23 protein-coding genes and 2 tRNA genes are annotated in these 22,125 nt (G+C 55.8%); 15 read left to right on the top strand and 10 right to left on the bottom strand.

All coding sequences use genetic code 11. The annotated features are described in order from the left end of the window. Positions 1–101 precede the first annotated feature (101 nt). Together punC and cfa are read left to right on the top strand one after the other, a co-directional pair. Positions 102–1,301, top strand: coding sequence for a purine nucleoside transporter PunC (punC, locus tag ACERY3_RS06090; RefSeq protein WP_048979492.1), 1,200 nt, complete (start codon positions 102–104; stop codon positions 1,299–1,301). A gap of 298 nt (positions 1,302–1,599) precedes the next feature. Further along, complete coding sequence (gene cfa / locus ACERY3_RS06085) at positions 1,600–2,748, top strand: cyclopropane fatty acyl phospholipid synthase (RefSeq protein WP_023335428.1); 1,149 nt, start codon at positions 1,600–1,602, stop codon at positions 2,746–2,748. A 30-nt stretch (positions 2,749–2,778) separates the two neighbouring features. Here cfa and ACERY3_RS06080 read toward each other — a convergent pair whose 3' ends face one another. Next, positions 2,779–3,423, bottom strand: a complete 645-nt coding sequence (locus ACERY3_RS06080; RefSeq protein WP_023311347.1) for a riboflavin synthase — start codon at positions 3,421–3,423, stop codon at positions 2,779–2,781. A 225-nt stretch (positions 3,424–3,648) separates the two neighbouring features. Here ACERY3_RS06080 and mdtK point away from each other — a divergent pair, with 225 nt between their 5' ends. The 4 genes from mdtK to ACERY3_RS06060 all read left to right on the top strand — a co-directional run bounded on the left by mdtK (position 3,649) and on the right by ACERY3_RS06060 (position 7,046). After that, complete coding sequence (mdtK, locus tag ACERY3_RS06075) at positions 3,649–5,022, top strand: MdtK family multidrug efflux MATE transporter (RefSeq protein WP_058840756.1); 1,374 nt, start codon at positions 3,649–3,651, stop codon at positions 5,020–5,022. Positions 5,023–5,175: 153 nt separating this feature from the next. Continuing rightward, positions 5,176–5,252: transfer RNA gene (locus tag ACERY3_RS06070), tRNA-Val, on the top strand. 4 nt (positions 5,253–5,256) lie between these two features. After that, a tRNA-Val gene (locus tag ACERY3_RS06065) sits at positions 5,257–5,333 on the top strand. Positions 5,334–5,450: 117 nt separating this feature from the next. Then, positions 5,451–7,046 carry an FAD-NAD(P)-binding protein gene (locus ACERY3_RS06060; RefSeq protein ID WP_058840757.1) on the top strand — a complete coding sequence of 532 codons (1,596 nt, stop codon included), beginning with the start codon at positions 5,451–5,453 and terminating at the stop codon, positions 7,044–7,046. A gap of 28 nt (positions 7,047–7,074) precedes the next feature. Here the strand turns inward: ACERY3_RS06060 and ACERY3_RS06055 are convergent, their stop codons facing one another. Continuing rightward, positions 7,075–7,710, bottom strand: coding sequence for a carbonic anhydrase (locus tag ACERY3_RS06055; protein WP_023311344.1), 636 nt, complete (start codon positions 7,708–7,710; stop codon positions 7,075–7,077). Positions 7,711–7,782: 72 nt separating this feature from the next. Continuing rightward, positions 7,783–8,565, bottom strand: coding sequence for a hypothetical protein (locus ACERY3_RS06050; RefSeq protein WP_058840758.1), 783 nt, complete (start codon positions 8,563–8,565; stop codon positions 7,783–7,785). 125 nt (positions 8,566–8,690) lie between these two features. Between ACERY3_RS06050 and ACERY3_RS06045 the strand changes: the two genes are divergently transcribed. After that, entirely contained in the window at positions 8,691–8,831 is a 141-nt protein-coding gene (locus ACERY3_RS06045; protein WP_003857665.1) for a hypothetical protein, read from the top strand. Between the two features lie 92 nt (positions 8,832–8,923). Here the strand turns inward: ACERY3_RS06045 and ACERY3_RS06040 are convergent, their stop codons facing one another. Further along, positions 8,924–9,094: a hypothetical protein gene (locus tag ACERY3_RS06040; RefSeq protein WP_157843316.1), complete on the bottom strand. Its 171-nt coding sequence runs from the start codon at positions 9,092–9,094 to the stop codon at positions 8,924–8,926. A 242-nt stretch (positions 9,095–9,336) separates the two neighbouring features. On the opposite strand from ACERY3_RS06040, the gene ACERY3_RS06035 reads away from it, so the two are divergent. The 4 genes from ACERY3_RS06035 to ACERY3_RS06020 are packed head-to-tail and all read left to right on the top strand — an operon-like array spanning position 9,337 to position 12,431. Next, a complete protein-coding gene (locus ACERY3_RS06035; protein WP_161798672.1) occupies positions 9,337–10,167 on the top strand; it encodes an ABC transporter substrate-binding protein in 831 nt (276 codons plus the stop codon). Between the two features lie 2 nt (positions 10,168–10,169). Beyond that, positions 10,170–10,985 (top strand): amino acid ABC transporter ATP-binding protein, encoded by an 816-nt coding sequence (locus ACERY3_RS06030; RefSeq protein ID WP_058840759.1) that lies wholly within the window; start codon positions 10,170–10,172, stop codon positions 10,983–10,985. Next, complete coding sequence (locus tag ACERY3_RS06025) at positions 10,985–11,761, top strand: amino acid ABC transporter permease (protein ID WP_058840760.1); 777 nt, start codon at positions 10,985–10,987, stop codon at positions 11,759–11,761. The genes ACERY3_RS06030 and ACERY3_RS06025 overlap by 1 nt, the downstream gene beginning before the upstream one ends. Next, positions 11,745–12,431, top strand: a complete 687-nt coding sequence (locus ACERY3_RS06020; protein WP_045401407.1) for an amino acid ABC transporter permease — start codon at positions 11,745–11,747, stop codon at positions 12,429–12,431. Before ACERY3_RS06025 ends, ACERY3_RS06020 begins: the two co-directional genes overlap by 17 nt. Here the strand turns inward: ACERY3_RS06020 and fumD are convergent. The 4 genes from fumD to ACERY3_RS06000 form a co-directional block, all read right to left on the bottom strand. Then, positions 12,412–12,621 carry a fumarate hydratase FumD gene (gene fumD, locus ACERY3_RS06015; protein WP_008500615.1) on the bottom strand — a complete coding sequence of 70 codons (210 nt, stop codon included), beginning with the start codon at positions 12,619–12,621 and terminating at the stop codon, positions 12,412–12,414. The genes ACERY3_RS06020 and fumD overlap by 20 nt on opposite strands. 110 nt (positions 12,622–12,731) lie before the next feature. Next, the gene (locus ACERY3_RS06010) at positions 12,732–13,544 is read right to left on the bottom strand and encodes a MetQ/NlpA family ABC transporter substrate-binding protein (RefSeq protein ID WP_008500616.1); all 813 of its coding nucleotides are present in this window, start codon (positions 13,542–13,544) and stop codon (positions 12,732–12,734) included. A gap of 23 nt (positions 13,545–13,567) precedes the next feature. Then, the gene (locus ACERY3_RS06005) at positions 13,568–14,236 is read right to left on the bottom strand and encodes a methionine ABC transporter permease (protein ID WP_008500617.1); all 669 of its coding nucleotides are present in this window, start codon (positions 14,234–14,236) and stop codon (positions 13,568–13,570) included. After that, entirely contained in the window at positions 14,229–15,251 is a 1,023-nt protein-coding gene (locus tag ACERY3_RS06000) for a methionine ABC transporter ATP-binding protein (RefSeq protein WP_058840761.1), read from the bottom strand. Before ACERY3_RS06000 ends, ACERY3_RS06005 begins: the two co-directional genes overlap by 8 nt. 400 nt (positions 15,252–15,651) lie before the next feature. On the opposite strand from ACERY3_RS06000, the gene ACERY3_RS05995 reads away from it, so the two are divergent. The 4 genes from ACERY3_RS05995 (at position 15,652) to lpp (ending at position 20,524) form a co-directional block, all read left to right on the top strand. Continuing rightward, positions 15,652–17,022, top strand: a complete 1,371-nt coding sequence (locus ACERY3_RS05995; RefSeq protein ID WP_032657782.1) for a cystathionine beta-synthase — start codon at positions 15,652–15,654, stop codon at positions 17,020–17,022. An 11-nt stretch (positions 17,023–17,033) separates the two neighbouring features. Continuing rightward, positions 17,034–18,179 (top strand): PLP-dependent aspartate aminotransferase family protein, encoded by a 1,146-nt coding sequence (locus ACERY3_RS05990; protein WP_058840763.1) that lies wholly within the window; start codon positions 17,034–17,036, stop codon positions 18,177–18,179. A gap of 377 nt (positions 18,180–18,556) precedes the next feature. After that, on the top strand, positions 18,557–19,978 hold the full coding sequence (gene pykF / locus ACERY3_RS05985) for a pyruvate kinase PykF (protein ID WP_029739779.1): 1,422 nt from the start codon (positions 18,557–18,559) through the stop codon (positions 19,976–19,978). A gap of 309 nt (positions 19,979–20,287) precedes the next feature. Then, positions 20,288–20,524 carry a murein lipoprotein Lpp gene (lpp, locus tag ACERY3_RS05980; RefSeq protein WP_010430241.1) on the top strand — a complete coding sequence of 79 codons (237 nt, stop codon included), beginning with the start codon at positions 20,288–20,290 and terminating at the stop codon, positions 20,522–20,524. Positions 20,525–20,584: 60 nt separating this feature from the next. Here lpp and ACERY3_RS05975 read toward each other — a convergent pair whose 3' ends face one another. Beyond that, the gene (locus tag ACERY3_RS05975; RefSeq protein ID WP_373225275.1) at positions 20,585–21,598 is read right to left on the bottom strand and encodes a L,D-transpeptidase family protein; all 1,014 of its coding nucleotides are present in this window, start codon (positions 21,596–21,598) and stop codon (positions 20,585–20,587) included. Between the two features lie 97 nt (positions 21,599–21,695). Beyond that, positions 21,696–22,112, bottom strand: a complete 417-nt coding sequence (gene sufE, locus ACERY3_RS05970; protein ID WP_028012869.1) for a cysteine desulfuration protein SufE — start codon at positions 22,110–22,112, stop codon at positions 21,696–21,698. Positions 22,113–22,125: the final 13 nt, after the last annotated feature.

Raw genomic sequence — 22,125 nt, 5'->3', positions numbered from 1 at the left:
AATTTTTGAATGCACCAGCCAAATATTAGCGTTTCACAAGCAGCTTTGCACTCCCTACACTCAGCGCCAATGTATACCTGCCTCCTCAGGAGAATAAAATAATGCAACCCAGGAACGGTTTTTTAGTCTGGCTCGGCGGCTTAAGCGTGCTGGGCTTTTTGGCCACCGATATGTACCTGCCGGCGTTTGCCGCCATGCAGGAAGATTTACAAACGCCGGCTGCCGCCATCAGCGCCAGCCTGAGCTTATTCCTCGCCGGCTTTGCCTTCGCACAGCTGCTCTGGGGACCGCTCTCGGATCGCTTTGGTCGTAAACCGGTGCTGCTGCTGGGCCTGGCCATTTTTGCCGTGGGCTGCCTGGGAATGTTATGGGTTCGCGATGCCACCTGGCTGCTGGTGCTGCGTTTTATTCAGGCCGTGGGCGTCTGTGCCGCGGCCGTGACCTGGCAGGCGCTGGTCACCGACTATTACCCTGCTAACCGCACAAACCGTATCTTCGCCACCATTATGCCGCTGGTGGGCCTCTCACCTGCCCTCGCTCCCCTGCTGGGCAGCTGGATCCTCGCGCATTTCGACTGGCAGGCCATTTTCGCCACGCTGTTTGCCATTACCCTGGTATTGATGCTGCCGGCGTTCGCCCTTAAGCCAGCGCATAAAAAAGAAGCGCATGCAGACGCGAAGCCGATTACCTTCACTTCCCTGCTCAGCGCCAAAGCGTATCGCGGGAATGTCCTGATCTATGCCGCCTGCTCGGCAAGCTTCTTCGCGTGGCTCACCGGCTCGCCGTTCATTCTGCACGATATGGGCTACAGCCCGGCAGCCATCGGCCTGAGCTATGTTCCGCAGACCATCGCATTCCTGGTGGGCGGGTACGGCTGTCGAGCGGCGCTGCAAAAGTGGGAAGGTCAGCAGATGCTGCCGTGGCTGCTGGTGCTGTATGCGCTGAGCGTCATCGGGACCTGGGCCGTTGGCTTTATTCCTGGCGCCGGTCTGGCCGAAATTTTGATCCCCTTCTGCGTGATGGCCGTCGCGAACGGGGCAATTTACCCTATCGTTGTAGCGCAGGCGCTGCGTCCCTTCCCGCAGGCGACAGGCCGCGCCGCCGCGCTGCAGAACACCCTGCAGCTGGGGCTGTGCTTCCTGGCAAGCCTGGTGGTCTCCGCGCTGATTGCCACGCCGCTCCTGACCACTACCAGCGTGATGCTGGTGACCGTTGCGCTGGCGGTGTTGGGCTATCGCATGCAGGCCTCCGCGCAGCGTGAGCAGGAAAAGAGTGCTCAGGTTGAAACGTCACATGCCTGATTGCGCCAGAAATCATGTTAATTTTCAGTGATTAGGTTGCTAAGAATTTTCTATTGAATCACCAAATTTTGAGGCCTATACTAAATTTGGTTCGATTAAATACGATAAATATTAAGTGTTAACGGGAGCCGGAGTGCTCCCGTTTTACCATGGAAGGCATTTCGGCAAGGGTTATCTCCCTTCCTCTGTTCTACGTCGGATATTAGCCTCGCGGTATTTACCGTGAGATTTCTCACAAACCAAAAAAAGCGTCTACGCTGTTTTAAGGTTCTGATCACAGTAGGGTGATGGAGAAGCTATGAGTTCATCGTGTATAGAAGAAGTCAGCGTTCCGGACGATAACTGGTCCCGGATCGTCAGTGAACTGTTAGGTCGAGCAGGCATCACTATCAATGGATCATCGCCATCCGATCCTCAGGTTAAACATCCCGACTTTTTTAAACGCGTGCTGCGAGAGGGATCGTTAGGCCTGGGAGAAAGCTACATGGACGGCTGGTGGGAGTGCGAACGTCTGGATACCTTTTTCGCCAGCGTGCTGCGTGCCGGTCTTGAAAATCAACTCCCTCGCAATCTGAAAGACACCCTGCGCGTCGCCTCTGCCCGACTGTTCAATCTGCAAAGTAAAAAACGCGCGTGGATCGTTGGTAAAGAACACTACGATCTTGGCAACGACCTGTTCAGCCGTATGCTGGACCCTTTCATGCAGTACTCCTGCGCCTACTGGAAAGAGGCGTCGACGCTTGAAGAGGCCCAGCAGGCCAAGCTGCGTCTTATTAGCGAGAAGCTGCAGCTCCAGCCGGGTATGCGCGTGCTGGATATCGGCTGCGGCTGGGGCGGGCTGGCGTATTTTATGGCGAAACACTATGGCGTCAGCGTCGTCGGCGTCACGATTTCAGCGGAACAGCAAAAAATGGCGCGGGAACGCTGCCAGGGCCTCGATGTGGATATCCGACTGCAGGATTACCGTGACCTGAACGAACAGTTTGACCGGATCGTTTCCGTCGGCATGTTCGAGCACGTCGGGCCGAAAAACTACGCTACCTATTTTGAGGTGGTGGATCGGAATCTGAAGCCGGACGGTATCTTCCTGCTGCACACCATCGGCTCTAAGCGGACCGACAATAACGTCGACCCGTGGATCAACAAATACATCTTTCCGAATGGCTGTTTACCGTCAGTCCGCCAGATTGCCAACGCCAGTGAACCCCATTTTGTAATGGAAGACTGGCACAACTTTGGCGCGGATTACGACACCACGTTGATGGCCTGGCATGCGCGTTTTCAGGAAACCTGGCCTGAGATTGCGGACAACTATTCTGAACGATTCAGGCGGATGTTTAGCTATTATCTGAATGCCTGCGCGGGGGCGTTTCGCGCACGGGATATTCAGCTCTGGCAGGTGGTATTCAGCCGTGGGATTGAACACGGATTACGTGTCGCACGCTAAAAAATAACCCCGGATGCCCGGGGTTATTTTTTATTCTTCTTCTGCGGCGGTCTTTATTATTGCCGCTTCTTTTGCTGCCAGCACGCGCTCAACCGTATCCACCACCGCCTGGGTTTGCGGATCGATTTCAATATTCACGCGATGCCCCAGTTTTTTGGCGCCCAGCGTGGTGCGCTGCAGCGTTTCAGGAATTAAATGCACGCAAAAACGCGTTGGCGTTACTTCACCCACCGTCAGGCTAATCCCGTCAATGCCAATAAATCCTTTATAGAGGATGTATTTCATTAATGAAGGATCCTGCATTTTAAACCAGATTTGACGGTTATTTTCCGAGGTCACGATTTTTGCCACTTCAGCGGTGGTCATGATGTGCCCGGACATCAGGTGGCCGCCAATCTCATCGCTAAACTTCGCTGCCCGCTCAACGTTGACGGTATCTCCCACCGCCAGCTCGCCAAGGTTGGTGATGCGCAGCGTCTCTTTCATTAAATCAAAGCTAATCTGGTTGCCGTTAATTTCGGTAACGGTCAGGCAGCAGCCGTTATGAGCAATCGACGCGCCTGTTTCAATGCCCTCAAGCATATATTCCGGCAGCTCAACAACATGAGTACGGAAATTAGGTTTTTCATCAATGGACACCACTTTGGCGGTGCCCTGCACAATACCAGTAAACATGCTTACAACTCCTGTTTTTTCCGGACGGTGGTGACACCGTTTAATCCCACCACAATAACAGTTGGAAAAAGAGGTTGCCAGCGGAGCGCATTTTCTGGCGATTTTTTCACTAGATAAATAGCTAAAGCCCGCTACAATAGCTGGCACCCCCCTGCATTTTCTTCTTGCTGCCCGTTTCGGCGGCTTTTTTAGTCTCTCAAATAACAACAAAATAAAGGTGTTCACGTGCAGAAGTACATGAATGAAGCGCGCCAGCTATTGGCACTGGCTATACCAGTGATCGTCGCGCAAGTGGCCCAGACCGCAATGGGATTTGTGGATACGGTAATGGCAGGTGGCTATAGCGCCACCGATATGGCGGCCGTTGCTATCGGCACGTCAATCTGGCTTCCGGCCATCCTGTTCGGCCACGGTCTGCTGCTCGCGCTCACGCCGGTTATCGCTCAGCTCAATGGCTCGGGTCGTCGCGAGCGCATTGCCCATCAGGTTCGTCAGGGTTTCTGGCTGGCAGGGTTTGTTTCCGTGCTGATCATGGTCGTGCTCTGGAACGCGGGCCACATCATTCGCGCTATGCATAACATTGACCCGGCACTGGCTGATAAAGCCGTGGGCTATCTGCGCGCCCTGCTCTGGGGTGCGCCTGGCTACCTCTTTTTCCAGGTGGCGCGTAACCAGTGTGAGGGCCTGGCGAAAACCAAGCCCGGGATGGTGATGGGCTTTATCGGCCTGCTGGTCAACATTCCGGTGAACTATATCTTTATTTACGGTCACTTCGGGATGCCGGAGCTGGGCGGCGTCGGCTGCGGCGTGGCGACGGCAGCCGTTTACTGGGTGATGTTTTTCGCGATGATCACCTATGTAAAACGCGCCCGTTCCATGCGCGATATTCGCAACGAGAACAGATTTAGCACGCCGGACTGGAACATCATGACGCGTCTGGTGCAGTTAGGTTTGCCGATTGCCCTCGCGCTGTTCTTTGAGGTGACCCTGTTTGCCGTGGTCGCCCTGCTGGTCTCCCCGCTGGGCATTGTGAACGTGGCCGGACACCAGATTGCGCTGAACTTCAGCTCCCTGATGTTCGTCCTGCCGATGTCGCTGGCGGCGGCGGTGACGATCCGCGTCGGCTTCCGCCTGGGCCAGGGCTCAACGCTTGATGCGCAAACGGCCGCCCGGACCGGGCTGGGCGTCGGCGTCTGCATGGCTGTCTGTACGGCGCTCTTTACCGTTGCATTACGCGAGCAGATTGCCCTGCTCTATAACGACAGTCCGGAAGTGGTCACGCTGGCATCGCACCTGATGCTGCTGGCCGCGATTTACCAGATCTCTGACTCCATCCAGGTGATTGGCAGCGGCGTGCTGCGCGGATATAAAGACACGCGCTCAATCTTCTTTATCACCTTCATCGCCTACTGGGTGCTGGGTCTGCCGTGTGGCTATATTCTGGCCCTCACGGACTTAGTGGTTGAGCGCATGGGGCCCGCAGGGTTCTGGATGGGCTTTATCATCGGCCTGACGTCGGCGGCGATTATGATGATGATGCGAATGCGCTTCCTGCAGCGCCAGCCATCAACGGTCATTTTGCAACGCGCTGCACGTTAACGACGCGGTAGCCGCCGCCCGGCGGCTACTTTCTCTTCACTTTGCGCGGTAATGAAGCAATCGCGTGAAATCAGAGAGAAAAATGCATTTTCCCTCTTGCCACCTCGATGCTGTGCCGCTAATATTCGTCCCCGTTGTCAGCGACAACACGTTGCGTTCATAGCTCAGTTGGTTAGAGCACCACCTTGACATGGTGGGGGTCGTTGGTTCGAGTCCAATTGAACGCACCATTCTGCGTCCGTAGCTCAGTTGGTTAGAGCACCACCTTGACATGGTGGGGGTCGGTGGTTCGAGTCCACTCGGACGCACCATTTCAGTCCTGAAATGGTGCAAATCCTCTTCTGATATCCTGAATTTTCCTAATCCCTTATTTTCATCATTGTTCTCCTGCTACGCTTTTCTTATGGAAAAAAACAGGAAGACCGTCGATGAAGAAAATCGCGATTATCGGCTCCGGCCCCACAGGGATTTACACCTTTTATCACCTGCTTAAGAACAGCACGCCGCTCTCCGTTTCCGTTTTCGAACAGGCCGATGAAGCTGGCGTGGGTATGCCCTATAACGACGACGATAATTCCCGGCTGATGCTGGCGAACATTGCGAGCATTGAAATCCCGCCCATTTTTATGACCTACCTCGACTGGCTAAAGGATCAGAGCGAAGCTCATCTGGCGCGCTTTAAGGTCGATAAAACCCGCCTGCATGACCGGCAGTTCCTGCCCCGGCTTCTGCTTGGCGAGTATTTTCGCGACAGCTTTCGTTCAATCGTGAAAGAGGCCAGAAAGCTGGGGTTTCAGGTTGATGTCCATGAATCCGCCCAGGTCACCGATATCGTGCCCACGAAAGAAGGTGTCACGCTTTCCGTCAACGACAGCGCCTTTCCTGAACGCTTCGACCTTGCGGTTATCGCCACCGGCCACGTCTGGCCAGACGAGGACGTATCCACGCGCACGTTCTTCCCAAGCCCCTGGTCCGGTCTGATGGACGCCAGTATCCCTCCCTGCCGCGTCGGTATTATGGGGACATCGTTAAGCGGTCTCGACGCGGCCATGGCGGTGGTGATGCAGCACGGTGAATTTCGTGATGATAAATTCGTGCTGGATAAAGGCAGCGACGCGTTGAATATTGTCCTGATGTCCCGAACGGGTATTCTGCCGGAAGCCGATTTTTACTGCCCTATTCCTTATGAACCGCTGTCGGTCTTAACCGAATTTGTGGTTGAAAACGAGATCGCCAAAGGATCGAATGGCCTGCTCGACCGCATATTTACCCTGATGGTGAAAGAGCTTCAGCTCGCTGACCCGACGTGGTGTGAGAAAATATCCCTGCATAAGCAGAATGCGGACAGCATTCGTGAGGCCTGGTTTGAGGATCGTAAACGGCATGGCCCGTTTACCTGGGCGGAAGAGAATCTCAACGAGGTGGAGCGGAACAAACGCGAGCGGCGCACCGTAGCCTGGCGCTATACCGTGCTTCGGCTGCATGAGGTGGTTCAGGAGATTGTTCCCCACCTCAACGAACGGGACAGAGAGCGCTTTAAGCAAGGCCTCGCCCGCGTATTTATCGACAACTATGCGGCCATTCCTCCGCAGTCTATCCGCAGGCTGCTCGCGCTTCGCGAAGCCGGCATCATCAGCGTGGCGACGCTCGGTGACGATTACACGCTGGACGTTGGCAGCGATCGAACGGTAATCACCACACAAGAGACCGTTTACCGTTTCGACGTGTTTATTGATGCGCGCGGGCAAAAGCCGCTCAAAACGAAAGATCTGCCCTTTCCGACGCTGCGCAAACAGCTGGAAGCCACGGGTGAAGAGATACCGGACGTCGGTGAGGATTACACCTTAAATGCGCCTGACGCCGTTCGCGGGCGCATTGCCTTCGGCGCGATACCGTGGCTGATGCACGATCGTCCCTTCGTTCAGGGGCTGGCGGAGTGTGCAGAGATTGCACAAGCAATGGCGAAGGCGGCGGAAAAACCCGCGTCGGGATCGCGGCGCAGACTACCGTATATCGAGAACTGACAGGGCTTCCATGCCCTGCTGTCGCGGATTACTCGAAGAAGACTTCCGGGTTTTCAGACAGCGAAACGAAGGTTTTCGTCGCTTTATCCAGGGCAAGAATTTTGCCGCTTTCAATGTCGTACACCCAGCCGTGCAGTCGGATGGAGTTATTACGCAGGCCCACCGCGACGGACGGGTGGGTCTTAATGTTGCTCAGCTGCGCAAACACGTTCTCCTGCACCATCGCATTGACTTTATCGATCGGCTTATCCCAGGTTTTCTTCTCAACCACGGCTTTCGCCGCGTCAGAATAGCGCAGCCAGTGTGACACAGCAGGCATCGGCTCCAGGTTCGCGTTATCGGCAATCGCCTTCATCGCGCCACAGTTGGAGTGACCGCAAATCACGATATCCGTGACGCCCAGCGCCACCACGGCGTATTCGATGGTTGCAGACACGCCGCCAGGCTCCGGCCCGAACGGCGGCACGATGTTGCCAGCATTACGAATGACAAAGAGTTGTCCTGGCTCTTGCTGGGTGACCAGTTCCGGGACCAGACGGCTGTCGGAGCATGAGATGAACAGCGCTTTGGGATTCTGGCTGGACGCTAAACTGCGGAAGAGTTCTTTACGTTGCGGGAAAATCTCTTTTTGAAAGCTGAGAAAACCTTCAATGATATGTTGCATAGCAATGTCTCTTTTATCTGTTTTAGTTTAGGCATGATCGCGATCACACTCGTAAAGTTTACCCATCGTGGTTTACTTCAGACAAGCAATATATTTCTGGCCCGACCGCTGAACAATCTCGTCCGCGAAGGCCGGGATGTTCTGCCCTTCAAACGCGCCGTAAAGACGTTCGAAGGTTTTGCCTTCGAGATGATTCACCACCGACGCCACGGCGCGGGCCGGCAGCGGAAGATAATTCGGGTAGCTCCACATAAACGAGACGGCGTCTTTACCCGGCGTGACCTGCAGAATATCGCCCACCAGCAATACCCCATCCCCCTCCTGCCAGTGCAGCACCGTTCCACCGGCAAAATGCCCGCCCAGACGCAGCAAGGTGACCGACGGGAAAATCTCCAGCGCATCCCCCTCCCAGAAATGAATGGCCGGGCTGTCGCGCATGACCCACTCTCTGTCGCTGGCGTGCAGGTAAACCGGCGCATCAAACGCCGCAGCCCACTCCTGCATCGTGGTGTAATAGTGCGGATGTGAAATAGCAATCGCGCTGATGCCGCCGAGGGCGGTAACGAGCGCTTTGGTTGCGGGGTCGAGGTTGGCGATGCAGTCCCAGAGGATATTGCCGTGGGGCGTGTGCAGGAGCAGCGCCCGCTGGTTTATCGCAAACGCGGGCACCGTTTTGATCCCAAACAGCCGCGGCTCCAGCAGCTGCCATTTGTTGGTATGGGTGGCGGTGACGGTGTCGAAATCGGTCCACGCCTGGCCCGTGGCGGGCACGTACTGGCGTTCATCCTCGCAAATCGGGCATCTGTCCGGCCGGGCATCGTAGGCGGTTCCACAGGTTTTACAGAGTGTAATCATGTGCTCTCCTCAGCGATAAAGCACTGAGTATGGCAGGGATTATCCTTATGTGCTGCGAGGTACATTGCTGGCTTTTTTTGCCCTATACTGTGCCAGTATCAAAAACTGAACAGAGCAGGTGCCACATGGAAATTGATCTCGATAACTTAGTCTTTAACGGTCTGGATGAAGCCGAAGAGCGTAATGCCGAACGTCTGGACGATGCAGACAAAAAAGCGCAGGCGATTGTCGCCGACGACGACTGCGGCGACGCCTGCAAAATCTAATAAAAAAGCACCGGGAAACCGGTGCTTTTTTATTTCACTCGTTAAACGTCACGCACACCTCGTTCCAGTACGTTTCGCGCGTGCGGCGCAGTTCAGCGTGACGTTTTATCATGGAACCACTCCGGGTCAATGTTGGCAACGTCGACGCCATACAGGCTGGCGACAGGCAGGATTGACTCAAGAACACGTTGCGCGCTGTTCTCCGCATTCACTGGTCGGGTCGCAAAAAACCGCCGTAACGTGCTGATCCATTTTTTCATCATCTTACCCTCTCTCGCCGTGTCTGATCTCAGTTAAGCACTCAAATGCCGCGCGGGGGAAATACCAAAATCCACTGTTGATGTGCAGGATCTGCAAATAGCATCCCGCTCTTTTCACTCTTCATTAACACGTTGTTCACTAATGCTTTTTTGCTCATAGCAAAGAACGATTTCTTATTTGGCGATAGCTTTCGCTTATGGGAGCGTAGCGGGGTAAAACAAAAACAACGGGATGGCGAATGACTATGGCAGCAAATATGAAAGGGTTTACCAAACGGACACTGGTTCTGGGATTACTGGCGGCGGGGAGCCTGCTTTCAGCGCAGGCACAGGCCGATCAGCTGGCGGATATTAAGGCCGCAGGGGTGGTGAAAGTGGCCACGTTTGACGCCAACCCGCCGTTTGGCTCTATTGATGCCAAGACGCACGAGATCGTGGGTTACGACGTGGACTTCGCCAAAGCGCTGGCAAAATCGCTCGGCGTGAAGCTTGAACTGGTTGCCACCAATCCGGCTAACCGTATTCCGCTGCTGCAGTCCGGAAAAGCAGATCTGATCGTGGCGGATATAACCATCACCCCGGAACGCGCGCAGGTGATTGATTTCTCAACGCCTTACTTTGTCACCGGCCAGCAGTTCCTGGTGCCGGCTAAATCACCGGACAAGCTTGATGACTACAGCCGGGCGCGTATTGGCGCGGTCAAAGGAACGACGGGCGAGCAGGCGCTGCACCAGCGTTTCCCGCAGTCACGCGTGCTCTCGTATGACGATATTCCGCTGGCGCTGACGGCGCTGCGCAACGGTAACGTACAGGCCATCACCCAGGACAGCACCATTCTGGCCGGTCTGCTGGCGCAGGCGCCGGATAAAGCGAACTTTAAAATCCTGCCCGATCTGCTCAGCAAAGAAGAGATTGGCGTTGGGGTGAAGAAAGGTGAAACGGCGCTGCTGAAGGCCGTTAACGACGAGCTGGTTAATCTCGAGAAGAACGGTCAGGCAGCAAAAATCTACGATGTCTGGTTTGGCCCAAACACGCCTTCCCCACAGCCTCGCGCCTTTAAAATAGAAGCCAGATAATTATGCTCTCAGGTTTATTTTCACACTCCGCGGCCGGTGCCGCGGATTTTTCACATCTGGAACAGGCCAGCGTCGAGTTTCGTCATGTGGACAAACGCTACGGTGACCATCAGGTTTTAAACGACATTAACCTCACCATCACGCCCGGTGAAGTGGTCGCCATCCTCGGCCCTTCGGGTTCCGGTAAATCCACCCTGATTCGTCTCATCAACCAGCTTGAAACCCTGAGCGGCGGGGAGATTCTGGTCGACAACAAGCCTACCGCAAAGCTCTCCGGTATCGGGCTGCGCCAGCTGCGCAGCCGCGTGGGGTTTGTGTTCCAGCAGTTCAATCTTTACGCCCACCTCACCGCCAGCCAGAACATCACCCTGGCGCTGGAGCACGTTCACGGCTGGAAGCCGCAGCCCGCACGGGAGCGCGCGCTGGCCCTGCTGGAGAAGGTCGGGATGCTGGAAAAAGCCCACCATTTACCGGCAGAGCTTTCCGGTGGACAGCAGCAGCGCGTCGCGATTGCCCGCGCCCTGGCCTCTTCACCGCAAATCATTCTGTTCGATGAACCCACCTCCGCGCTGGATCCGGAGATGATTGGTGAAGTACTGTACGTGATGAAAGCCCTCGCCCACAGCGGGATCACGATGATCGTGGTGACCCACGAGATGCAGTTTGCCCGGGAAATAGCCGACCGGATTGTCTTTATCGACGACGGGCAAATTCTGGAAACCGCGCCGCCGGCACAGTTTTTCAGCCAGCCGTCGCATCCGCGCGCGCAGCGGTTCCTGCAAAAGGTGCTCAACCCGCTGCATCAGGAGCATCTGTAATGCCCGCGCTCGACTGGCAGGGGGTACTGACCGGACAGCCTCTGCAGTGGATACTCTCCGGATTTCTCACCACCCTGTGGGTCACGCTTGCCGGGATGCTGCTGGCCAGCCTGCTCGCACTGCTCTTTATGCTCCTGCGCCTTTCCGGCGGACGCCCCGGGAATGCGGTCGTCAGCAGCTGGGTGTCGCTGTTTCGCAATACGCCGCTGCTGGTGCAGCTGCTGTTCTGGTATTTTGCCGCCTGGAACGGGCTACCGCAGGCGTTCCGCGACGCGGTGAACGCGGATCACAGCTGGTCAATTCTGCCCGGCGACGTCTGGTGGTTTACGCCCGAATTTTTATGTTCTGCCTGGGGGTTGGGCGTCTTTACCTCGGCGTTTTTAATCGAAGAGGTGGAGTCGGGCTTACGTTCAGTGCCTGCCGGACAGCGGGAGGCGGCGCTCGCGCAGGGATTCTCCGCGTGGCGTCTGTTTCGTTACATCCTTCTGCCGCAGGGGCTGGCCAACGCCTGGCAGCCGGTTGTGGGCCAGTATCTTAATCTGATGAAGCTCTCCTCGCTCGCGAGCGGGATTGGCTTTGCCGAGCTGACCTATCAGGTCAGACAGATCGAGAGCTATAACGCGCACGCGCTGGAGGCATTTACCCTCGGAACCGCACTCTATCTGCTGACCGGCCTGGTCATGGGGATGGTGCTGGTTCGCATCGGACCTGACGCGAAACGTAAACGCCCAGGCGTCGCCACCTCAGGGAGTGAAAAACATGATTGCCGGACTTAACGTCATCACCGATAACCTCGACTATCTGCTGTGGGGACGCGCGGCAACGGGTGAACCGGGGGGCGTATTGCTGTCGTTGATGATGGCTGCCGGGGCCGCCGTCATCGCTCTGCCCGGAGGGATAGTGCTCGCCTGTCTGGCCTGGCGCTTTACCGGGCTCGTGCGAAAGGTCCTCTTTTTATGGGCAGAGCTGATTCGCGGTATCCCGCTCATCTTCGTAATTTTCTGGATGTGGTATCTCCTGCCGCTTATGACCGGAGGCGATCTGCCGGGAGCGCTGACCGTCACGCTGGCTCTGGCCTGGTTTACCGCGGCAACGGTGATGCACTCGGTGCTGGCCGGGCTTAACGCGCTACCGTCCGGACAATATGAGGCCGCACTGTCACAGGGCTTCAGCACGCAGCAAACCCTCCTGCGCGTGCTGCTGCCGCAGGCGCTGAGGAATATTCTGCCGTCGCTGGTGGGGATTTTTATCAGCCTGCTGAAGGATACGTCGCTGGCGTTTATCGTGAACGTACCGGAGCTGACCACGGTGGCGGGACAGGTCAACAACCGGGTGCAAATCTACCCGGCGGCCATTTTTATCTTTACGGGCGTGGTCTACTACCTGCTCTGCTGCTCGCTCGAACAGCTTGCGAAACGCTGGCGCATTACCCGGCCAGCGCTTTAACCACCGTTTCCATCGCTTCGGTTGTCAGTTCACTGCGTTTCACGCGCTGGTTCGCCAGCGCGGTACGCAGGACTCCGGCAATGACAATATGCTTTGGCTCCTGCCCTAAATCACGCATCTCAAGCACCACCTTCCCGACCACCCGGCACATCTCCTGATACAGCGCTTCATCTTTGGTCACGTTACCCATCGTCATCACTCCATTGCCTGTTAAACGTTGAGCTTAAATGATTCTCCTGCCGGATACAAAAAAGAAGCCCGGCGAGAGACTCGCCGGGCTTCATCTGTAAAATCAGTAAATTAGTTGTTTACTGGGATGACCGCGCCTTTGTACTTGGTGCGGATCCAGTCCTGAATCTCTTTCGAGTGCAGGACGTTCACCAGCGCAACGATATCTTTCTTCTTCTCGTCACCGCGATGCACGGTAATGATGTTGGCGTACGGGTTGTTTTCACCGCTCTCTACCGCAATCGGGTCGTGAACCGGATCCAGACCGGCGTCAATCGCGTAGTTGGCGTTAATCACCACCGCATCGCCTTCGTTGTTGTTGTACATCTGCGGCAGCAGAGAGGCTTCCACGTTCGGCGTGAACTTCAGCTTTTTCGGGTTCTCAACGATGTCGCTGATGCGCGCGGTCACTTTGTCGATGCCCGGCTTCAGCTTGATCACGCCCTCTTTCTCAAAGATGGAGAGAATGCGCCCCTCTTCAGAAACCGCGTCACGCATGATGATCTTGCCGCCTTCCGGCAGGTCTTTCAGCGACTTGTATTTTTTGGAGTAGATGCCGATTGGCTCAATGTGGATCGCGCCCGCACTGACGAAATCGTAGTCTTTATCGCCCGCATGATCCTTCAGCACGCTGTTCAGGTAAGGAATGTGCTGGAAATAGTTCGCGTCGATGTCATGACCCGCCAGCGCGGTGTTCGGCAGAATGTAGTCCTGGAACGGTTTAATCTCCAGGTCGATACCCTGCTTCGCCAGAATCGGCTTAGCCTGCTCCAGAATTTCGGCGTGCGGCGTATTGGATGCGCCTACGGTCAGGGTGTCAGCCCAGGAAGCGAAGCTCAGGGCGCTCAGGGTTGCGGCGGCGATCAGTGTCAGTGTTTTTTTCATGATGTGGTTCCTGTGTGTATTTATTAGCGTTTATCTAACAGTGAAGTAATGACATCGCCGCAGAACTGGATAATGAAAACGATGATCAGAATGGTCACCGTTGCCACCAGCGTGACGTCACCATGGTTGCGCTGGAATCCTTCCAGATAAGCCAGATTTCCCAAACCGCCGGCGCCAATCACCCCCGCCATTGCGCTGTAGCTCACCAGCGCAATGAGCGTCACCGTAATACCCGATACCAGTGCGGGTGATGATTCCGGCAGTAAAACCCGAAACACTAACGTGCTCAGTCGTGCGCCCATCGAGCGCGTTGCTTCGATGACGCCCTTATCCACTTCACGCAGGGCGATCTCCACCAGGCGTGCGTAGAACGGTGCGGCGCCCACAATCAGCGCCGGCAGCGCCGCGTTGGCGCCAAGAATGGTGCCGACGACGGTCTTGGTGAACGGGATCAGCAGGACAATCAAAATGATGAACGGAATAGAGCGGAACACGTTCACCACAATCGAAATCACGCTGTAGACCGTGCGGTTGTGGAACAACCCGCCGCGCGCGGTTAAAAACAGCGCCAGCCCCAGCACGATGCCCAGCACAAACGTCGCTACGCCGGACAGCGCGGTCATGTACAGCGTCTCCAGCGTCGCCGCCCAGAGCTGATCCCACTTGAGATGCGGAAAGAGATTCTCAGCCATGTTTAATCACCTCGCCTTCAATATCGCTGTGCTGCAGGTCGGCGAGGATATTGTTCAGTTGTTCATCGGATGCCACGACATGCACCCAGAGCTGACCAAACACTCCGTGGGCGGTTTGCGTCATTTTCCCGTGCAGGATGTTAAACGGCAGGCCGTAGCGCAGGGTCAGTTCACCCACGATCGGCTTATGGGTGCTGTGCCCGGTAAAGGTCAGCCTGATGACCGTGCCTTCCAGATCCTTTGCCAGTTCGGTATTGAAAGTTTCCTCTTCAGCGTACTGGCTCACCTGTCGGACAAACTGCTGCGTAATCGGCTGCTGCGGATGGGTAAAGACGCTCAGCACGTCGCCTTCTTCAACCACTTTACCGTTCTCCATCACCGCCACGCGGTCGCAGATTTTGCGCACCACGTGCATCTCGTGGGTGATCAGCACGATGGTCAGCCTGAAGCGGCGGTTAATATCCAGCAGCAGATCGAGGATCTGATCGGTGGTCTGCGGGTCGAGCGCGGAGGTGGCTTCATCGCAGAGCAGCACGTCAGGGCTGTTAGCCAAAGCGCGCGCAATACCCACGCGCTGCTTTTGCCCGCCGCTCAGCTGGGACGGGTAGGCATTCTCGCGCCCCTTCAGGCCGACCAGATCCACCAGCTCGGCGACGCGCGCCTTGATGCTGGCTTTTGGCACACCGGCGATTTGCATCGAGAAAGCGATATTCTCGCTCACCGTGCGCGACCACAGCAGGTTGAAGTGCTGGAACACCATGCTGATTTTCAGGCGCGCCTGGCGCAACGCTTCACCCTTTGCCGCAGAGATATCCTGTCCGTTAATGGTCACGCTTCCGGCGCTGGGTTTTTCCAGACCGTTCAGCAGACGAATCAGCGTGCTTTTCCCGGCTCCGCTGTAGCCGATAATTCCGTAAATCTGTCCCTGCTCTATCGTCAAATTGACGTTATCAACGGCAGTCAGCGCGACCTTTCCGTTGTCAAAAACCTTCGAAATATTCCTGAGTACGATCATTCTTATTCTTTATCCGTTTCGCGCATGGCTGTTTAGCAGTATGGATGTCCAAACGATAGTAAACAGGCGTTATCAGCTTTCAAATGAACAAAAAAGAATTTGTTATAACTTTGGGAAATAAACAGCGGATTTACAGGGTGGGAAGCATTTAGATCAATTTCAGCAATGATTATCTGCCGGATGCATATCTGCTGGTAGATGCCCGCTAAAAACGGTCATTTTTTCAGCATTTCATGCCGATATAGCCATCCTCACATCCAGACAACTTTACGTCTTGCTGTCCTGACATCCAAAAATGGCATTTATATTCTTTTCTGTTCTAAAGAGCAGTGAATGGTTCTTTATTGCGAAAATTTCGCCGCTCTATCATCCCGTCATGACATCCAGAAAGGAAAACATCATGACGATTTATCACTCCGTCACTGAACTGATTGGTCGTACCCCGCTTATCCAGCTGCACAAGCTTGATACCGGTCCCTGCTCGCTGTTCCTGAAGCTGGAAAACCAGAATCCGGGCGGCTCTATTAAGGATCGCGTTGCGCTGTCGATGATTAACGAAGCGGAGCGTACCGGCCAGCTGCAGCCGGGCGGCACGATTATTGAGGCGACGGCGGGGAATACCGGTCTCGGCCTGGCCCTGATTGCCGCCCAGAAAGGCTACTCGCTGATCCTGGTGGTGCCGGACAAAATGAGCCGCGAGAAGATTTTCCACCTGCGCGCGCTGGGTGCCCAGGTGGTGCTGACCCGCTCCGACGTTAACAAGGGCCACCCCGCCTATTACCAGGATTACGCCCAGCGCCTGGCCAACGAGCTGCCCGGCGCGTTTTACATCGACCAGTTCAATAATGAGGCCAACCCGCTGGCGCACCGCACCACCACGGCACCGGAACTGTACGAGCAGCTTGACGGGCGGATCGACGCCATCGTGGTGGGCGTCGGCTCAGGCGGTACGCTGGGCGGCCTGCAGGCGTGGTTCGCTGAGCACTCTCCGCACACGGAGTTTGTCCTGGCAGATCCGGCCGGATCGGTTCTCGCCGACCAGGTGGAAACCGGACGCTATCACGACGCGGGCTCCTGGCTGGTTGAAGGTATTGGCGAAGACTTTATTCCGCCGCTGGCCCACATTGAAGGGGTGAATCGCGCCTGGCGCATTACCGACCGCGAGGCCTTCACCACCGCGCGCGATCTGCTGAAAACGGAAGGCATTCTGGCGGGCTCCTCCAGCGGCACGCTGCTGGCGGCCGCGCTGAAGTATTGCCAGGCGCAGACCGCGCCGAAGCGCGTGGTGACCTTCGCCTGCGACAGCGGCAATAAGTATCTCTCGAAGATGTTCAACGATGACTGGATGCGTCAACAAGGGCTCATCACGCGCCCTCAGGCCGGCGATCTCTCCGACTATATCGCCCTGCGCCACGATGAAGGCGCCACCGTTACCGCCGCCCCGGACGACACGCTTTCCACCGTACTGGCACGCATGCGCCTGTATGACATCTCCCAGCTGCCGGTGCTGGAGAACGGCAAGGTGGTGGGCATTATCGACGAGTGGGATCTCCTGCGGCACATCGGCGGCGACGGCGACCGCTTCGCGCTTCCGGTGACGGCAGCCATGACGCGTCAGGTGGAGTTTCTTGATAAACACGCCCCGGAAAGCGCCCTGAACGCCATCTTCGACCGCGGTCTGGTGGCCGTGATTAATGACAACGACCGTTTTCTCGGTCTGATTACGCGCAGCGACGTTCTGACCGCCTGGCGCAACCGTCTTCAGCAATAAAGGAATCGATGATGAAAAACCTGGCTACCCTGAGCGTACACAGCGGCGAGTTCAACGACCAGCACGGCGCCGTCATGCCGCCGATTTACGCCACCTCAACGTTTGCGCAACCGTCACCCGGCGAGCATACCGGCTATGAATATTCCCGCAGCGGCAATCCTACACGCCATGCGCTGGAAACCGCCATCGCCGAACTGGAAGGCGGCACGCGCGGCTACGCCTTCGCCTCCGGTCTGGCGGCCATCTCCACGGTGCTCGAACTGCTGGATAAAGACAGCCATATTGTCGCCATTGATGACGTTTACGGCGGGACATACCGCCTGATTGAAAACGTGCGCAAGCGCAGCACCGGCCTGCAGGTCAGCTGGGTTAAACCGGACGACTTAGCCGGTCTCGAGGCCGCCATTCGCCCGGATACCCGCATGGTCTGGGTCGAAACGCCAACCAACCCGCTGCTGAAGCTGGCGGATCTGGCGGCCATTGCGGCGATCGCCCGACGTCATAACGTCATCAGCGTGGCGGATAACACCTTCGCGTCGCCGGTGATCCACCGTCCGCTGGAGTCGGGTTTCGATATCGTGGTGCACTCCGCCACCAAATACCTGAACGGCCACTCTGACGTGGTGGCCGGGCTGGCGATTGTCGGGGACAACAGGGAACTGGCGGATAAGCTGGGTTATCTGCAAAACGCGGTGGGCGGCGTACTGGATCCGTTCAGCAGCTTCCTGACGCTGCGCGGTATTCGCACGCTTGCGTTGAGGGTAGAAAAGCACAGCACCAACGCGCTGGCGATTGCGCAATGGCTGGAGCAGCATCCTCTGGTCGAAAAGGTGTTCTATCCCGGCCTGGAATCGCATCCGCAATATCATCTTGCCCGCACGCAGATGGCCCTGCCCGGTGGGATGATTTCCGTCGTGGTAAAAGGGGATGCGCAACGCGCCACCGAGGTGATTCGCAACCTGAAGCTGTTCACCCTCGCGGAAAGCCTCGGCGGTGTGGAAAGTCTGGTGAGCCAGCCTTACAGCATGACGCACGCCTCGATTCCGCTGGAGCAACGCCTGGCAAACGGCATTGTGCCGCAGCTTATCCGTCTGTCAGTCGGGATTGAAGATCCGAAAGACCTGATTGCCGACCTCAGCCAGGCGCTGCAAAAATAAGCAAAACGCGGCAGGTCAATCACCTGCCGCCATAAGTTGTCATCATGGCTTAACGCCTTGATAACAATATTATGTGAAACTGCACAGAATATTTCTGAAACACCGTTTCCATTTTCCTTTTATCTTAAAATCAGCGTATAATGCGCGCCTAATCCCTGGTGAATGGTTTCAGCGCTTGGAATACAAAAAACAACGTACAACTTCTCCTCTCCTTCGTTGGGCTGTCACTCAGGCACACTTTCTTCTGCACGCTCATTTGATGTCTCCTATCCTTAGTGCGTGTCATATACTCTTTTGCAACACAGGTTTGACTCCGCGGCGGTGCGCCCCCGGAGCGAGATTTCCATATCCTTCCCAACTTAAAGACTAAGACTGTCATGAAAAAGACGAAAATTGTTTGTACTATCGGCCCGAAAACCGAATCTGAAGAGATGCTGACCAAAATGCTGGACGCCGGCATGAACGTGATGCGTCTGAACTTCTCCCACGGTGATTACGCAGAACACGGTCAGCGTATCCAGAACTTGCGCAACGTAATGAGCAAGACCGGTAAAAAAGCTGCGATCCTGCTGGATACCAAAGGTCCAGAAATCCGTACCATCAAACTGGAAGGCGGTAACGACGTCTCTCTGAAAGCGGGCCAGACCTTCACCTTCACCACCGACAAATCCGTTGTCGGCAACAGCGAAATCGTTGCAGTGACCTATGAAGGCTTCACCAACGACCTGTCCGTCGGTAACACCGTGCTGGTAGACGATGGTCTGATCGGTATGGAAGTCACCGCCATCGAAGGCAACAAGGTTATCTGTAAGGTGCTGAACAACGGCGACCTGGGCGAAAACAAAGGCGTTAACCTGCCGGGCGTCTCTATCGCACTGCCAGCACTGGCCGAAAAAGACAAACAGGACCTGATCTTCGGTTGCGAACAAGGCGTTGACTTTGTTGCGGCCTCCTTCATCCGTAAGCGTTCTGACGTGGTTGAAATTCGTGAGCACCTGAAAGCGCACGGCGGCGAGAAGATCCAGATCATCTCCAAAATTGAAAACCAGGAAGGCCTGAACAACTTCGACGAAATCCTCGAAGCGTCTGACGGCATCATGGTTGCACGTGGCGACCTGGGCGTAGAAATCCCGGTTGAAGAAGTGATCTTCGCGCAGAAGATGATGATCGAGAAATGCGTTCGCGCGCGCAAAGTGGTTATCACCGCCACGCAGATGCTGGACTCCATGATCAAAAACCCACGCCCAACCCGCGCAGAAGCAGGCGACGTGGCTAACGCCATCCTGGACGGTACTGATGCCGTTATGCTGTCCGGCGAATCCGCAAAAGGTAAATATCCGCTGGAAGCGGTGTCCATCATGGCCACCATCTGCGAACGTACCGACCGCGTAATGAAAAGCCGTCTGGACTACAACAACGACAGCCGCAAGCTGCGCATCACCGAAGCGGTATGCCGCGGTGCAGTAGAAACGGCTGAGAAGCTGGAAGCGCCGCTGATCGTGGTTGCGACCCAGGGCGGTAAATCAGCTCGCGCAGTGCGTAAATACTTCCCGGATGCGACTATCCTGGCGCTGACCACCAACGAAACCACGGCTCGTCAGCTGGTGCTGAGCAAAGGCGTGATCCCTCACCTGGTGAAAGAGATCGCGTCTACGGATGATTTCTACCGTCTGGGTAAAGAAGTGGCGCTGGAGCTGGTTGATCGTGGTCTGGCACAGAAAGGTGACGTTGTGGTCATGGTTTCGGGCGCGCTGGTACCAAGCGGAACCACCAATACCGCATCTGTTCACGTGCTGTAATAATTCCCGAACGAATTAATTTTGATAAAAAGCGCCCTCCGGGCGCTTTTTTTATTCCTGGCATTAGCTAAAGTCATTCAAATTGCAAATCGGGTTTTTCTATTTAATTGCGAATTATCTAAGATGAATCCGATGATAAATGCCTTTTTTTACATAGATTTTTGCTCAAAAAGGGCCGATTCGATGCTTCTTTGAGCGAACGATCAAAAATAGGTGTATTCCCATCAAAAAAATATTCTCAACCCAAAAAACTTTGTGTAATACTTGTAACGCTACATGGAGATTAACTCAATCTAGAGGGTATTAATAATGAATCGTACTAAACTGGTACTGGGCGCGGTAATCCTGGGTTCTACTCTGCTGGCTGGTTGCTCCAGCAACGCTAAAATCGATCAGCTGTCTTCTGACGTTCAGACTCTGAACGCTAAAGTTGACCAGCTGAGCAACGACGTGAACGCAATCCGTTCCGACGTTCAGGCTGCTAAAGACGACGCAGCTCGCGCTAACCAGCGTCTGGACAACCAGGCTACTAAATACCGTAAGTAATAGTACCTGTTAATAAAATGGCGCACATTGTGCGCCATTTTTTTTGCCTGCGTCAAACGGCTACTGCGTCACCTTCTCCCCTTCATCTTCCGCTACCGCAGCGGACACCCGGCTGTTCTGCACCGACAATACGCTATTGCTGGCCGACGGGCCGCTTCCTGACGACACGATAACCGGGATCCCGGCGCGGCGCGACAGGGCTTTCTCGATCAGCGCCTTATCGCTTCCCGCCTGAGAAACAAAGGTCGCAAAGTCGGCGGAGTGGGTAATGGGCGAGACCTGCGGGTTTTCTCCCTCAGCCTGCGCCAGCGGGCGATGGACTTCAATATAGCGTTTACCATCCGGCTCCACGGAGAACTTCACGGGTTCATTGATAATCTGTACCCGCGTGCCAACCCGCACCTGTTCAAACAGGGCTTTAATGTCCGGGGCATTCATCCGCATACAGCCGGAGCTGACGCGCAGACCAACGCTGTCCGGCGCGCTGGAGCCGTGGATGAGATATTCCCCGTTGCCCACGCCTAAACGCAGTGCAAAGCGTCCCAGCGGGTTATTTGGCCCGGCAGGTACTACCGGAGGTAATTTAATTCCCTGCTCCAGAGAGCGTGCTCTGATGCCCGGCGTGGGTGTCCAGGTGGGATTCGGGATTTTCTGGCTTACGCGCGTGGTCGTGACCGGCGTTTCCAGCCCCAGCTGTCCGATGCCGAGCGGGAAGACCTGAACGATATTTTCTCCCGGCGGGAAGTAGTAGAGCCGCAGCTCTGCGAGGTTCACCACAATTCCCTCGCGCGGCGTGTCCGGCAGCAGCATCTGCGACGGGATGGTAATGACGGTTCCCGGCGCAGGGTTTACCGGCGCAATGGTATTGTTCGTTTCCAGAATCACCTGCGCCGCGGTATTAAACCGGCGGGCGATGGTCTGCAGCTTATTATCCCCTTCCTGTATCGTGTAGGTTTGATTTTGCCCAATCAGGCGACTGCCTGCGGGCGGCAACGGATAGTCCATCGCGCGGGCCGAATTAAGTGCGCCGAGCGAACTGAGGAGTAATAGAGTTATGAGAGACGCGCGCTTCATGCTGAGATTCCTTATTCACTGGCAGGACGCCAGAAAGCTGAAAAACCAGCGAGGCGGGAACCACCTCGCGAAACAGAATGAATGCTGTTCTGTAAGTCTAGCTAAGGATTGCAGCTTTGGCGCGAATCGCGCGAATCATCGCTTCGAGTCCCTGGGAACGAGACGGGGTGAGGTGTTGTGTGAGGGCCATTTTTTCAAACCACGGGCGGACATCGAACGCGACAATATCCTGCGCCGACATCCGGTGGTAAAGAATAAAGACGACCGCAATAAGCCCTTTTACAATGGCCGCATCGCTGTCGCCGTGCAGTGCTATCGTGCCGTCGTCAGACTGCTCCATCACAATCCACACCTGGCTCTGACAGCCCTGAATAATATTTTCCGGGTTATGCGCCTCCTCACCGAGCGGCGGCAGGCGCTGCCCCAGCTCGATGATATAAAGGTACTTCTCTTCCCAGTTTGCGCAACGCCCAAAGTTGCGCAGCAATTTGTCTCTGTCCGGCAGTTCTGCCATCTTTCGCCTCTCC

Origin of the sequence: Enterobacter cloacae complex sp. ESBL7 (genome assembly GCF_041679625.1) — a bacterium.
GTDB lineage: Bacteria > Pseudomonadota > Gammaproteobacteria > Enterobacterales > Enterobacteriaceae > Enterobacter > Enterobacter asburiae_B.
This window is presented reverse-complemented; position numbering and strand designations above follow the sequence as displayed.